The sequence below is a fragment of the Candidatus Planktophila sp. genome (genome assembly GCF_046070465.1).
Classification (GTDB): Bacteria; Actinomycetota; Actinomycetes; order Nanopelagicales; family Nanopelagicaceae; genus Planktophila.
In genome coordinates, this window is record NZ_JBJTMK010000023.1 from 1 (window position 1) to 12857 (window position 12857).

At 50.1% G+C, this 12857-nt stretch carries 9 protein-coding genes and 4 pseudogenes; 7 read left to right on the forward strand and 6 right to left on the reverse strand.

What is annotated here, in order from left to right:
* From ACKOVI_RS00980 to ACKOVI_RS00995, 4 genes and pseudogenes are all read left to right on the forward strand, one after another.
* Positions 1-706: pseudogene (locus ACKOVI_RS00980) on the forward strand (ABC transporter substrate-binding protein); the annotation flags it as partial.
* Positions 707-853: 147 nt separating this feature from the next.
* Positions 854-1855 (forward strand): ABC transporter permease, encoded by a 1002-nt coding sequence (locus tag ACKOVI_RS00985; protein WP_509601943.1) that lies wholly within the window; start codon positions 854-856, stop codon positions 1853-1855.
* Positions 1855-2892 (forward strand): annotated as a pseudogene (locus ACKOVI_RS00990) (ABC transporter ATP-binding protein). Before ACKOVI_RS00985 ends, ACKOVI_RS00990 begins: the two are co-directional and overlap by 1 nt.
* The gene (locus ACKOVI_RS00995) at positions 2889-3869 is read left to right on the forward strand and encodes an ABC transporter ATP-binding protein (RefSeq protein ID WP_509601946.1); all 981 of its coding nucleotides are present in this window, start codon (positions 2889-2891) and stop codon (positions 3867-3869) included. The pseudogene ACKOVI_RS00990 and the gene ACKOVI_RS00995 overlap by 4 nt, the downstream one beginning before the upstream one ends.
* A 59-nt stretch (positions 3870-3928) precedes the next feature.
* On the opposite strand, the gene ACKOVI_RS01000 is transcribed toward ACKOVI_RS00995, so the two are convergent.
* Together ACKOVI_RS01000 and ACKOVI_RS01005 are read right to left on the reverse strand one after the other, a co-directional pair.
* Positions 3929-4459 carry a hypothetical protein gene (locus tag ACKOVI_RS01000; RefSeq protein WP_509601948.1) on the reverse strand — a complete coding sequence of 177 codons (531 nt, stop codon included), beginning with the start codon at positions 4457-4459 and terminating at the stop codon, positions 3929-3931.
* A gap of 87 nt (positions 4460-4546) precedes the next feature.
* The gene (locus tag ACKOVI_RS01005; RefSeq protein WP_509601961.1) at positions 4547-6457 is read right to left on the reverse strand and encodes a M13 family metallopeptidase; all 1911 of its coding nucleotides are present in this window, start codon (positions 6455-6457) and stop codon (positions 4547-4549) included.
* 107 nt (positions 6458-6564) lie between these two features.
* Here ACKOVI_RS01005 and ACKOVI_RS01010 point away from each other — a divergent pair, with 107 nt between their 5' ends.
* Positions 6565-7050, forward strand: coding sequence for a MarR family winged helix-turn-helix transcriptional regulator (locus ACKOVI_RS01010; RefSeq protein ID WP_509601950.1), 486 nt, complete (start codon positions 6565-6567; stop codon positions 7048-7050).
* Between the two features lie 68 nt (positions 7051-7118).
* Here the strand turns inward: ACKOVI_RS01010 and ACKOVI_RS01015 are convergent, their stop codons facing one another.
* From ACKOVI_RS01015 to panB, 3 genes are all read right to left on the reverse strand, one after another.
* On the reverse strand, positions 7119-7523 hold the full coding sequence (locus tag ACKOVI_RS01015; protein WP_509601952.1) for a hypothetical protein: 405 nt from the start codon (positions 7521-7523) through the stop codon (positions 7119-7121).
* A 184-nt stretch (positions 7524-7707) separates the two neighbouring features.
* Positions 7708-8985 carry an MFS transporter gene (locus ACKOVI_RS01020; RefSeq protein WP_509601954.1) on the reverse strand — a complete coding sequence of 426 codons (1278 nt, stop codon included), beginning with the start codon at positions 8983-8985 and terminating at the stop codon, positions 7708-7710.
* A gap of 18 nt (positions 8986-9003) precedes the next feature.
* The gene (gene panB, locus ACKOVI_RS01025) at positions 9004-9822 is read right to left on the reverse strand and encodes a 3-methyl-2-oxobutanoate hydroxymethyltransferase (protein WP_509601956.1); all 819 of its coding nucleotides are present in this window, start codon (positions 9820-9822) and stop codon (positions 9004-9006) included.
* Positions 9823-9934: 112 nt separating this feature from the next.
* On the opposite strand from panB, the gene ACKOVI_RS01030 reads away from it, so the two are divergent.
* Both ACKOVI_RS01030 and ACKOVI_RS01035 read left to right on the forward strand, forming a co-directional pair.
* Positions 9935-11602: an NAD+ synthase gene (locus ACKOVI_RS01030; protein ID WP_509601959.1), complete on the forward strand. Its 1668-nt coding sequence runs from the start codon at positions 9935-9937 to the stop codon at positions 11600-11602.
* A gap of 152 nt (positions 11603-11754) precedes the next feature.
* Positions 11755-12360, forward strand: a pseudogene (locus ACKOVI_RS01035) (glutamine synthetase beta-grasp domain-containing protein); the annotation flags it as partial.
* Here the strand turns inward: ACKOVI_RS01035 and ACKOVI_RS01040 are convergent.
* Positions 12354-12857 (reverse strand): annotated as a pseudogene (locus tag ACKOVI_RS01040) (glutamine synthetase beta-grasp domain-containing protein); the annotation flags it as partial. The pseudogenes ACKOVI_RS01035 and ACKOVI_RS01040 overlap by 7 nt on opposite strands.

The following is a 12857-nucleotide window of genomic DNA, read 5'->3' on the forward strand; positions in this document are numbered from 1 at the left end:
TCTCATCGACCTTTCAGGTGGACGTGAGTTCTACGGCGACCCAGGCGATAGCCCTGTAAAGCCAGTTCTTGGTCTTGACTACAAGAAGACAACTGGAAACATCCACGATCCAAACTGGAAGATCACTGGAAACGCTGATTACGCAAAGTCATTGCTTGAAAAGGCAAAGACCTCTTGCCCAGATGCATATGACCGTGCAACAAACCCAGCAAAGGGAATCGTTTGGGATATCGCACAATCTGCAACAAACCAGAAGGCTTCAGTCTTGATCCAGGATGCAACAAAGGCAGCTGGAATCAACATGAAGTTCAACTTCATCCCATCAGGTCAGTACTACTCAACAGTGATGAACCCAGAGAAGCAGAATGACATTTCATCTGCTGGTTGGGGTGCAGACTGGGCTAACGCATCAACAGTTATCCCTGAGCTCTTCACAAAGGAAGGTGGATTTAACCTTTCACAGAACTGGAACGATGCAGCATATGCAGCGTTCAAGAAGAAGTCTGACGCTACAAAGGTAGAGACAAACCGCGCCAAGCAGGCAAAGGGATGGCAGGAGCTATCACAGTACGTGATGGATCAGTACTGGATCATCCGCCCTGTCTTCTCTAAGACTCAGAACGTTTGGGGTTCAAAGGTTGGCGGCGTTTACTACTGGGAGCCACAGGGTAACTTCGGCTTCGGTCAGATGTACGTAAAGAACTAAATCCTTGGATTTATTTCTTTATGACTAGTACTAAGTCACTAGTTATCTGAAACAGTAAGTAGAGAGCCTGGGCGGCCAGTAATGGCCGCCCAGGATTTCTCAAGTTTGGGCAGTGCAACGTTTTTCTAATGAAGGAGATTAAAAAGAGTGTTGAAATATTTAGCTCGACGATTGAGCGCGACCCTCGTGGTCCTGACTCTCGTCAGCATGTCAGTCTTTGGAATCTTCGCAGTTTTACCTATGGATCCGGCAGCACTTACCTGCGGTAAGGCCTGCTATCCAGCGGTTGTTGAAGCCAACCGTCATCGCCTCGGACTCGATGTCCCCATCCATGTTCAATATGGTCGCTTCGTCAAAGGTTTAGTAGCAGGGCGTGAGTTCGGCGAAGGTGCAGCGACCATTAAGTGTCCTGCTCCAGCATTTGGATATTCATTTAATCGCCACGAGTGCGTCACAACTTTGATTGGTGAGGCTTTCCCGGTCACTTTCTCACTCGCAATCGGTGCCTTTATTCTCTGGATTTCAGTAGGTGTGGGCCTCGGAATTGTTGCGGCTCGCCGCAAGAATCAATGGCCCGACCGCGCGGCAACTGCCTTTGTTTTGGTCGGAACATCACTTCCATCTTTTATCTCAGGTATTTTGATTCTTCTCTTCGTAGGTTTGAAATTTAATTTAATTGATCCACTCAGTATGGGCCGCTGGGTCCCGCCTCTGGAAGATCCAGTTGCCTGGTTTAGAACATTTATCTTCCCTTGGATTGTTCTCGCTCTTCTCTACGCAGCGACCTACACACGTTTTACTCGATCCAATGTCATCGAAACTTCCTCAGAGGATTACATTCGTACAGCTCGCGCAAAGGGCTTGAGCGAAAAAATCATCTTGCAGAAGCACACGCTTCGCGCAGCTCTTGCTCCGATTGTGACTATGGCTGGCTTGGATTTCGCTGGACTTCTCGGTGGCGCAATCATTACTGAGCAGATCTTCAACCTTCCGGGACTTGGCCGACTCTCAATCCGCGCAGTGCTTCAGGATTACGACTTGCCAACAATCTTGGCAACAACAATCTTGGCTGCAACATTCGTTGTAGTCGCAAACCTTCTGGTAGATATTGCATATGCCTACCTTGATCCACGAGTGCGAGTTGCCTAATGACAAATAAGCCATTTCTGGAGGTCAAGAACCTCAATGTCGCATTTCCAACGGAAGATGGACTCGTAAAGGCGTCGAGTGATATCTCCTTCTCTGTTGCTCGCGGTGAAACGCTCGCAGTAGTAGGTGAATCAGGCTCAGGCAAGTCAGTGACCTCTCTTGCGGTAATGGGTCTGCACAACCGCAAGTCTGCACAGATTTCTGGTCAGGCTTTCCTTAACCTTGAATCAGGTCCGGTCGATGTCATCTCAGCTGAGGAAGATGTTGTCCGCAAGCTACGTGGTAAGGCGATGTCGATGATCTTCCAAGATCCAATGTCAGCGCTCCATCCTTACTACTCCATCGGAAATCAGCTCATCGAAGCCTGGTCTCTCTATAACGAAGGCAGCAAGGAAGATGGTCGCAAGCGCGCTGTCGAGATGCTCGACCTCGTTGGAATTCCGGCCGCTGATAAGCGCGTGGATGAGTACCCACACCAGTTCTCTGGCGGTATGCGCCAGCGCGTGATGATTGCGATGGCTTTGATTAACAACCCATCTCTTCTTATCGCTGACGAACCTACGACAGCTCTCGACGTAACAGTCCAGTAACAGATTCTGCAGTTGATTCGCGATATGCAGAAAGAATTCAACATGGCGTTGATCTTGATTACTCACGACCTTGGCGTCGTTGCAGAGGTAGCAGATCGAGTCAATGTTATGTACGCAGGAAAGATTGTCGAAAGCGGAACGGCTGATGATATTTACTATCGCCCAGATCATCCATACGCGATCGGTCTCCTTAACTCGATTCCACGCGTCGATAAGCTTGAAGATAAGCGCCTCGTTGCAATTCCTGGACAACCACCTTCATTGATTCACCTGCCACAGGGATGTTCATTCCGTGCCCGTTGTGAATTCGCAGATCGTGTCCCAGGAAATCTCTGCGCGACTACAACTCCAACGCTAGAGCAGAAGGGTGATGATCACTTCTCTCGCTGCCATTTGCCAGAATCAGAACTTGTAAAAGCTCGCACAGAAATCGGTGGCCGCGCATGACTCAACCGCTATTAAAGCTCGAAGGCCTTAAGAAGCACTTCCCAACCACAACAGGTGGCGCATTCTCTAAGGTCAAGGGAACCGTCAAGGCAGTCGATGGCATCGATCTAGAGATTTATCCCGGCCAGACAATTGGTCTTGTCGGTGAATCAGGGTGCGGAAAGACAACAGCGGGCCGCACCATCTTGAAGTTATACGAACCAACAGAGGGCAAGATCATCTTTGAAGGTGAGGATCTTGCACCGCTTGCTCCAAAGAAGATGAAGCCGTACCGCTCACAGATGCAGATGATCTTCCAGGATCCATTCGCATCTCTCAACCCTCGTCAGACCGTTGGATCTTTGATCGCAGCCCCATTCCAAATTCAGGGTATTACCCCTGAAGGTGGAGTCATTGAGGAAGTTCAACGATTGATGAAGCGCGTTGGCCTCAACCCTGAGCACATCAACCGATACCCACACGAATTCTCTGGCGGTCAGCGCCAGCGCATCGGAGTTGCACGCGCAGTTGCGCTCAAGCCAAAGCTAATTGTTGCTGACGAGCCAGTCTCAGCTCTCGATGTATCGATTCAGGCGCAGGTTGTAAACCTCCTTGAAGATCTACAAGATGAATTCAACATGGCCTACATCTTTGTGGCGCACGACCTCTCAGTTGTGCAGCACATTTCAGATCGTGTCATCGTGATGTACCTCGGAAAGGTGATGGAGGAAGCCGATAAGCACGACCTCTTCAGCCACCCACGTCACCCCTATACCAAGGCGCTGCTCTCTGCTGTGCCAGTTCCAGATCCGAAAATTGGTCGTGCACGTGAACGCATCATCTTGCAGGGCGATCTTCCAAGTCCAGTAAACCCACCAGCAGGGTGCGTATTTAATACACGTTGCTGGAAGGCTCAGGATCGCTGCCGCACTGAGGTTCCTCAGTTGATGCAGATTGGTGCAAACCACAGAATCGCTTGCCACTATCCTGAAGCGTAGCTTGCAGGAAAGAAACCCCCGCTCATCACGTGAACGGGGGTTTCTTTATGTAGAACTAATTAGGCGATCTTGCCTTCTACAGCAACTTTGGACTCACCGATCTGAACTGTAAGGCTCAAAGGTTCGCCTGCTGCTGCCTGGCAACCAACGCCGTAGGTATAGGTTGCTGTTGCACCAGCTGCAAGAGCTTCTGTTGGAGCGCCATTGATATCGAGATCGCCGAGAACGTCGAAGCAGACATTCTCGCCAGAGGCCGCAATCAATGAAACGGTTGTGAAATCTAGCGGTGTACTTCCACCGTTTTTGATTGTCACGTTGAACTGATTTGCAGACTTTGGCTTTTGATCAACATTTGTCATAAATGTTGTAGGAGTAAAGCGTGAAGGAGAAGAAACTGTTACGAAAACTCCGCCACCAAGATCGAGAGGTGTATCGAATGCGATTGTCGCAACCGGTGCGGTCTCTTCAACGAGAGTGGTCTTGTCAGCAGGAAGGTCGCTGCCACCATTGGTGACTGAGCGAAGGATTGATAGGCCAACGACGGCGACTACGGCGACGAGGATCCACTGCTTACGAGTGAGCTTCTTCATTAGTACTCCTTATGGTCTCTTCTCAAAGGTCTCTAAACTTCGAGATAACAATGGCCAAATCTTAGCCGTAGTAGGTAAAAAGGGCGGTTACCAGATACGCACTCGCTCTGAGGGATCGAGCCACATTGCATCGTCTGGTGTGACAGCAAAAGCTTGGTAGAAGCTGCTGAGATTTCGAACAATCTGATTGCATCGGAACTCATCAGGGCTATGGGGATCTGTTGCAATGCGGCGTCGTACTTCCTCGGGGCGGTTTTTTCCGCGCCATGCCTGGGCATATGACAAGAAGAAGCGTTGATCACCTGTCCACCCATCGATGACAGGAGCATCTGCGCCATTGAGGGCCAATTTATAGGCCTTATAAGCGATTTCAAGGCCAGAGAGGTCTCCGATGTTCTCTCCAACGGTAAATGCACCATTAACGTGAATATCGGGCGTAGAAGCCGGTGAGAGCGCGTCATATTGAGCAATTAATTGGGAGGTAAGTTTTTCAAATGCTACACGGTCACTATCGACCCACCAATCGACCATATTTCCATCGCCGTCGTACTTAGATCCCTGGTCATCAAAGCCATGACCAATCTCATGACCAATGACAGAGCCGATGCCACCGTAATTGGCAGCGATATCGACAGTCATATCGAAGAACGGAGGCTGCAAGATTGCAGCGGGGAAGACAATCTCATTCATCATCGGGTTGTAGTAAGCGTTGACTGTTTGAGGAGTCATATGCCACTCGTCGCGATCGACTGGCTTTCCGATCTTGTCGACTGCCTCTTTATGGCCGAAGGCTGCGATACGTTGGAGGTTGCCAATCAAATCATCGGCTTTGATCTCAAGAGTTGAGTAATCGCGCCACTTATCTGGGTAGCCAATCTTGGGGGTGAACTTGGCGAGCTTTTCTAGCGCCTTTGTCTTAGTGGCCTCTGACATCCAAGGAAGATCTTTGATGCTGAGCTCGTAAGCTTTTGTCAGATAGGCAACGAGTTCGAGCATCGCCTTCTTTGCTTCCTCGGGGAAGTAAAGACCTACATAGACTTTTCCAATTGCCTCACCCAGTGAACCTTGAACAAGTGACACTCCGCGCTTCCAGCGCTCGCGAATCTGTGGAGTGCCCGAAAGGGTTGTGCCATAGAAAGCAAAGTTCTGTTGGACGATATCGTCAGTGAGATATGCGGCATTGCTGGTAATCAGCTGCCACTTCAACCAGGAGACCCAAATATCACGACGGGCATCAAAGTGAGCGAGCATCCCTGAGATTCCAGAGAAGAATGAAGGTTCGTGGATATTGAGGTCATCGAATGCGATCGACGGAATTCCGGCGCTCGTCGCCCATAAATCCCAATCAAAATGGGGGGCGAGAGCGGCAAGTTCGGTGCGGCTAGTCTTGTTATAGGTCAACGTTGCATCGCGGTCTTTGACTTGATCCCAGTGGTGAGATGCAATTTCAGTTTCAAGAGCAAGAATCTCTGCCGCCATCAGTGGAACATGTGCGAGTGCACCCATCTTTGTCACATGATCAACAAAGGCTTCTCGGATTGGTGCGAATTGTTCTTCGCGATAGTAGGACTCATCAGGTAGAGAGAGTCCACCTTGGCCCATATGAAAGATATTGGTATCTGATTTCATGGGATCTGCGTAGACCGCAGCTCCGAAGATTCCGCCGATGCCACCTAGTTCTAGACGACCCATGGTTGAGATAAAAGATGATAGGTCGGTAATCGCATCAATTTCTGCAAGCTCTGATGTCAGGGGAGTGAGGCCACGGTTTTTAATGCCGTCGGTATCCATAAAAGATTTAAAGAGATCACCAATTTTCTGTGCTTCATCAGAGCCGCTTGCACTCTCAATGATTTCGCGGACTTGAACTTCGGCGATGTCATAGAGCTCGCGAGATACGCCATCACTTGCGCGGTCTGCGGGGATTTCATAGGTATCTAGCCACGTACCTGAAAAGTGTCGGAAGAGGTCATCTTGGGGGCGGATAGATGGATCCATAAAGGATGTATTAATGCCTGACTTCACGCGAGCTCACTTTCATTTCACTGGAGGGCGCAACTCTACGAGAAAAGTTGAAACTTCAACTAATGTCGTATCATTGCCCTATGGCCGAGAAAAACGCTACCGCACCTAAGTGGCTCAACCCTGTCGAGATGAAGGCTTGGCGCCAATACATTATTGCCAGCCGCCGATTGCTCGATGCCCTCGATGAAGACCTGGCTTCCCATGATCTCTCAATGGCGGATTATGAAGTTCTCGCCCAGTTAAGTGATGCCCCTGACCGCACAATGCGCATGTCAGAGCTGGCCGATGTGGCAATGATTTCGCGCTCGCGCCTATCCCACCGTATTAAGGTGATGGAGAAGGAAGGCTGGGTTCGCCGCGAGGCCTGCCCCGACGATAAGCGCGGTTCTTTTGCCATCATGACCCCTAAGGGTTGGAAGGCAATCGTTGCTGCTGCACCAGACCATGTGGCTAGCGTGCGAAACCGTTTTCTCGATGTATTAGATAAGAACGATCAGAAGGTGCTTGCTGAAATCTTTGATCGCGTTGCATTGCGCATTAAAGATATTGATAAAGATCAGAGCTAATGTAATTGAGTAGTCCCAATAAAAAACCCCGCCACATACAGTGGCGGGGTTTTTTATAAGTAACTAAATTACTTCTTCTTAGCTGCTGGCTTGCGCTTAGCAACCTTCTTAGCAGCTGTCTTCTTAGCTGCTGGCTTGCGCTTAGCAACCTTCTTTGCAGCTGGCTTAGCAGCAGCCTTCTTGCGGCGCTTTGGAGCAGCCTTCTTTGCAGCTGGCTTAGCAGCAGCCTTCTTGCGGCGCTTTGGAGCAGCCTTCTTTGCAGCTGGCTTTGCAGCAGCAGCCTTCTTGCGCTTTGGAGCAGCCTTCTTTGCAGCAGCTGGCTTTGCAGCAGCCTTCTTGCGGCGCTTTGGAGCAGCCTTCTTCGCAGCAGGTGCTGCAACAGCAGCCTTCTTGCGCTTTACAACCTTCTTCGCAGCAGCTGGCTTTGCAGCAGCCTTCTTGCGCTTTGGAGCAGCCTTCTTAGCAGCAGCCATAGTTTTTATCTCCTAAATGGAAGGGTTCGGATCCGTCACCCAAACCTGTTTCGTGGATAAGTGTGACTGAATTTAAAAAAAATTGCCACTACATAGTGCAAAAAAACACAGTGCGTGTCGTTAATTATTTTTTTCTTTTTTTCATGCATTCAATAAAAAATGCGATGTTATTTTTTGAAATCGATCACTGATTTTCGCGAATTTTCCGATTTTCGCGTTCTGCAACAGCATATTTATTGGTTTCTGCATCATATTTGCGGAAATCAGGCATGAAAATCGCCAAAATCGCGACTACAACGATGCAGATTATTCCTCCAGATGTTACTGAGAAGGAAAGTGAAGTAGCTGCTGCTACCGAAGCCGCTCTTAATTGACCAGCAAGTGGACCGATCGAATAAGAAAGCATTTCAATTCCAGCCAATCGACCTCTCAGATTATCTGGAATTGTCTGATTCCAGATGACCCCTCGGAAGAGCGCAGAGACATGATCAGATGCTCCAGCGAGCGCCAGACAGAAGAGAACAATCCAGAGCGAGTGGGTCAAGCCGGAGAGAGCGATTGCCGCACCCCATCCAATGGCTGCCCAAATAACTGCTCGACCGTGGAATCGATAATTGACGGTCCATCCGCTGGTGAGAGTAACGGCGAGAGCTCCGACCATTCCAGCAGAATAAAAGAAGCCGAGAGCCCAGGGAGCATTGACGTGATCTACCCAAAATGGAAAGAGTGCATTCGGCATTGCAAAGAACATCGCAGCAAGATCAATGGCATACGTAGCTAATAAATCTTGTCGGCTAAAGGCATAGCGAATACCGTCCCAAAGGGCTTTAAATGAAGGCTTTTCGGCCTCATGTGAAGGTGGGATGTTCTTCACGCGCGCTAAGAAAATAAGAGAGAGCAGATATGTTGCGATATCAAAACCGTAACCAACTGAAATATTAAAAGTTGAAAAAATAAGTCCACCGAGTGTTGGGCCAACGATGATTCCAAATTGAAAACGTAAGGTGTTGAGATTTCCTGCCGCAGTCATATCTTCGTGACCAACAAGTCTTGGCAATATGGCACTCATCGATGGACGTTGAAGTCCATCGACAACCGCGAAGAGGCCGGCCGCCAGATAGATAACGATTGTTGTGGGGTTCGGTAGGAGTGAGTTAGCAAAAAGGGAGCCGACAACGAGAAGGGCGCCAGCTTCTGTAGCCCAGATCATCTTCTTGCGATCGACAGCATCTGCCAGGACTCCGCCATAGAGGCCAAAGAGGATAAGGGGGACGATCTCGATGATGCCGAGGATTCCGACGGCTACATAGGAGCCGGTGATCTGCTTGAGATGCAGTGGCATTGCTACATAGGTGATCATCGAGCCGAGGTAAGAGATCAGCCCTGAGGTCCAGAAGTTGCGGTAGTCGCGGTATTTCTTCAGCGGGGAGATATCTATAGCAAATTTGCCCCGCCTACTCATGGATGGATATTAAACCGATTAGTGAAAAGTCTGGGCTTGGCTCGGAAATGCGCCAGATCGAACTTCGTCGGCATATTCCTTCGTTGCTTCGAGGAGCTCTTGGCGCAGGTTGCGATACGCCTTGGCTAGCTTCGGTGGCTTTGCTGTAAATCCAGCCATATCTGTCCAGACTAATACCTGGGCATCAGTGACCTTTCCTGCACCGATTCCAATAGTCGGAATGGAGAGGGATGCAGTAATTTCCGCAGCCAACACCTCTGGAACCAATTCGAGAACGATTGCGAAGGCTCCAGCCTTCTCCAAATCGAGCGCCGCAGCTTTCATGACATCACCATCGGTGCGACCCTGCACTTTGTAGCCGCCCAATTGATGAAGTGATTGTGGAGTAAGGCCTAGATGGCCCATCACCGGAATTCCGGAGGAAGTTAATTTCTTTACAGTCTCAAGATGAGCGCCTTCAAGCTTGACCGCCATGGCACCGGCCTCTTTAAAGAAGCGCACTGATGTTTCTAGCGCCTGCTCTGGCGAAGATTCATAAGAACCAAAAGGAAGATCTGCCACAACCATCGCGCGCGATGAACCGCGAACAACGGCACGAGTCAGTGGAATCAATTCATCGACTGTGACCGGGATGGTGTTCTCCTCGCCTAAGAAATTATTGCCAGCGCTATCGCCAACCAGGAGAACAGGGATACCAGCTTCATCAAAGATGGATGCGGTCATCTGTTCATATGAGGTGAGCATCGCCCACTTTTCGCCGCGCTCTTTCGCCGCTTTTAGATCGAGGATTGTGATGCGCCTGTGCGCAGCTCCGCCATACAGGGTTGTCTGGGTCATGAAGATTGCTCTCGCTTTCCATGCCACCTGGCATGAAAGCCATTGGCATTGCCTCGAAGCCACATCGGGTCCCCGGGTTCATTAAGAAACGATACTCCTCTACTCTTGAACTATGAAGTTGAGAGTAGCTCTCGCCCAGATCAATCCCACAGTGGGCGACCTCGAAGGCAATGCTGCACTCATCCTTGCTCATGCAGAAACCGCGGCGAATAGTGGCGCTCATGTAGTTCTCTTTCCGGAGATGGCGCTCACTGGATATCCGGTTGAGGATTTAGCGCTACGCCCTTCTTTCCAGATCGCTAGCTCGAAATCAATTCAGGTTCTAGCCGCGGCGCTGCCTCCGAAAATTGTTTCTATCGTTGGCTATCTCGACCATATAGATTGCGCACCTCAGAATCGTGTTGCGATTATCGAGGGCGGAAAGATTGTTGCTACCTATACGAAGTGCCACTTGCCGAACTACGGCGTCTTCGACGAGTACCGCAACTTTGTCCCGGGCGATGAGACTCTCGTTGTGCGCATCCACGGTGTTGATGTCGGAATTCTGATCTGCGAAGACCTGTGGATTGATGGCGGCATTACCTCGCAATTAGCAGCTCGCACACCTGGCCTAATTCTTGTTCCTAACGGCTCTCCATTCGAGCGTAATAAGGATGACGTTCGCGCGGCACTGGTACAGAAGCGCGCCATCCAAGCTGGCGCACCTTTGGTGTACGTCAATATGACGGGTGGCCAAGATGACTTGGTCTTTGATGGCGACAGCATCGCAGTGGATGCAAAAGGAAATGTGATTGCGCGAGCTCCACAATTTGAAGACGGCATGATGTTGCTTGATCTCGATGCAGAAGTTTTTACCTCCACACCTGATGTCATCATCAGCGAGACAGAGGCAAAGCTTGATCGTGTGCTGACTCCGGGTGTTGCACAACGTCTAGGTGATGAAGAAGAGATGTGGGATGCAATCGTTGTAGGCCTTCGCGATTACGTCATCAAGAACGGTTTTAGCCAAGTACTCATCGGACTGTCCGGCGGAATCGATTCAGCAATTGTGGCAGCCCTTGCCTGCGATGCACTGGGACCTGCTCTCGTTCATGGCGTTGCGATGCCAAGTAAATATTCTTCCAATCATTCGATTGAAGATGCAGAAGAGCTAGCCCATAACACTGGCCTTGGACTTCGCACCGTACGCATCGAAAGTATGGTCGATGCCTATATGAATGCGCTTCAACTTTCCGGACTAGCGGAAGAGAATCTTCAAGCACGAGTTCGCGGAACGACGTTGATGGCAATCTCTAATCAAGAGAACATGTTGGTACTGGCAACGGGCAACAAGTCAGAGCTTGCCTGCGGATATTCAACTTTGTATGGCGATGCAGTCGGCGGATATGCACCCATCAAAGACATCTACAAGGTCGATGTCTGGGCGCTTGCCCGCTGGCGCAACGCTGCAGCAATTGAAGCGGGGGAGACTCCGCCGATTCCAGTGCGCTCGATTGAGAAAGAACCCTCTGCTGAATTGCGCCCAGATCAAAAAGATTCTGATTCGTTGCCAGAGTATGAAATCCTCGATGAGGTGCTTCGCAATTATGTTGATGAAGACCACGGCCATAACGAGCTCATTGCAATGGGATTTGATCCTGCGCTGGTGAAGCGCGTTATCACTATGGTGGATAAGGCCGAATACAAGCGGCGCCAATATCCACCGGGGCCAAAGATTTCTAAGCGTGCATTCGGCAAGGATCGCCGCCTCCCTATGACATCCCGCTGGCGGGAGCTGTAACAAAAAGTCAGGCTTTCCTGAAAGGCAATGTTAAGAATCGGTTATTCGGTCGCACTACGGCACTTTGACCGCACGTTGCCGTAGGAAAGCTGACTTTTTGTAACACTGGCGAAACATCGCATTGGCAAGATGTGGACATGGCTTCAGACAATATGAGCAAGCAGCAGGAGTTCGTTCTTCGCACCATTGAAGAGCGCGATATTCGTTTTATCCGCCTCTGGTTTACCGATGTTCTCGGAACACTCAAGTCTGTTGCAATCGCACCGGCAGAACTTGATGCTGCATTTGAAGAAGGAATCGGCTTCGACGGTTCTGCTATCGAAGGCTTTGCTCGTCACTCTGAATCAGATATGTTGGCAAAGCCAGACCCTGCAACATTTTCAATTCTGCCCTGGCGTACAGAGGCACCAGGTGCTGCCCGCATGTTCTGCGATATCACGTTGCCTAACGGTGAACCTTCACCTGCAGATCCGCGCAACGTTCTACGTCGCACATTGGCGAAGGCAGCTGAGATGGGTTACACCTGTTATACCCACCCTGAAATTGAATTCTTCCTCTTTAAATCTCAGCCAGATAAGGGCGAGACGCCTGTTCCTGTTGATCAAGGTGGCTACTTTGATCACACGCCAGCTGTTGTTGGACATGACTTCCGTCGCCAAGCAATCACGATGTTGGAATCTATGGGCGTCTCTGTTGAATTCAGCCACCATGAAGGTGCCCCAGGACAGCAAGAGATTGATCTCCGTTATGCAGATGCCAACATCGTGATTGCTTGGCGACGGAAGTCATGGCCGACAACAGCTGGTGTGTGATCAAAGTAGCCCCCTTGATCCACCGGAACTGGAAGCTCACCCTTATCTGGCTGAGACTTAAAGAGGAAGAATTCAATTTCAGGGTGGGTGTAACAGGTGTAACCCATCTGCGCAGCCTTCGCCAATGTGCGTCGTAAAACATTACGAGGATCAGCAGGTGATGCTTCACCATTCGGCAAAGTTATATCGCAGAACATGCGTGCAGCACCTGGCGCTTCTGTGCGCCACGGCAAGATTGAGAAAGTTGCAGGATCTGGCTTTGCCAACATATCTGATTCAAATTGGCGTGCAAATCCTTCAATGGCAGAACCGTCGAAGCCGAGTCCTTCCTCAAATGCAGCATCGAGCTCAGCAGGTGCAATGGCAACTGATTTCAGCGTTCCAAGAACATCGGTAAACCACAAGCGGATAAAGCGGATATCGCGCTCTTCAATAGTGCGAAG

Coding starts and splice junctions, on each gene's coding strand:
- ACKOVI_RS01015 (WP_509601952.1), bottom strand. CDS start 7,523: ATGGCTGCTGCTAAGAAGGCTGCTCCAAAGCGCAAGAAGGCTGCTGCA.
- ACKOVI_RS01030 (WP_509601959.1), top strand. CDS start 9,935: ATGAAGTTGAGAGTAGCTCTCGCCCAGATCAATCCCACAGTGGGCGAC.
- ACKOVI_RS00995 (WP_509601946.1), top strand. CDS start 2,889: ATGACTCAACCGCTATTAAAGCTCGAAGGCCTTAAGAAGCACTTCCCA.
- ACKOVI_RS01020 (WP_509601954.1), bottom strand. CDS start 8,985: ATGAGTAGGCGGGGCAAATTTGCTATAGATATCTCCCCGCTGAAGAAA.
- panB (WP_509601956.1), bottom strand. CDS start 9,822: ATGACCCAGACAACCCTGTATGGCGGAGCTGCGCACAGGCGCATCACA.
- ACKOVI_RS01010 (WP_509601950.1), top strand. CDS start 6,565: ATGGCCGAGAAAAACGCTACCGCACCTAAGTGGCTCAACCCTGTCGAG.
- ACKOVI_RS01005 (WP_509601961.1), bottom strand. CDS start 6,457: ATGGATCCATCTATCCGCCCCCAAGATGACCTCTTCCGACACTTTTCA.
- ACKOVI_RS01000 (WP_509601948.1), bottom strand. CDS start 4,459: ATGAAGAAGCTCACTCGTAAGCAGTGGATCCTCGTCGCCGTAGTCGCC.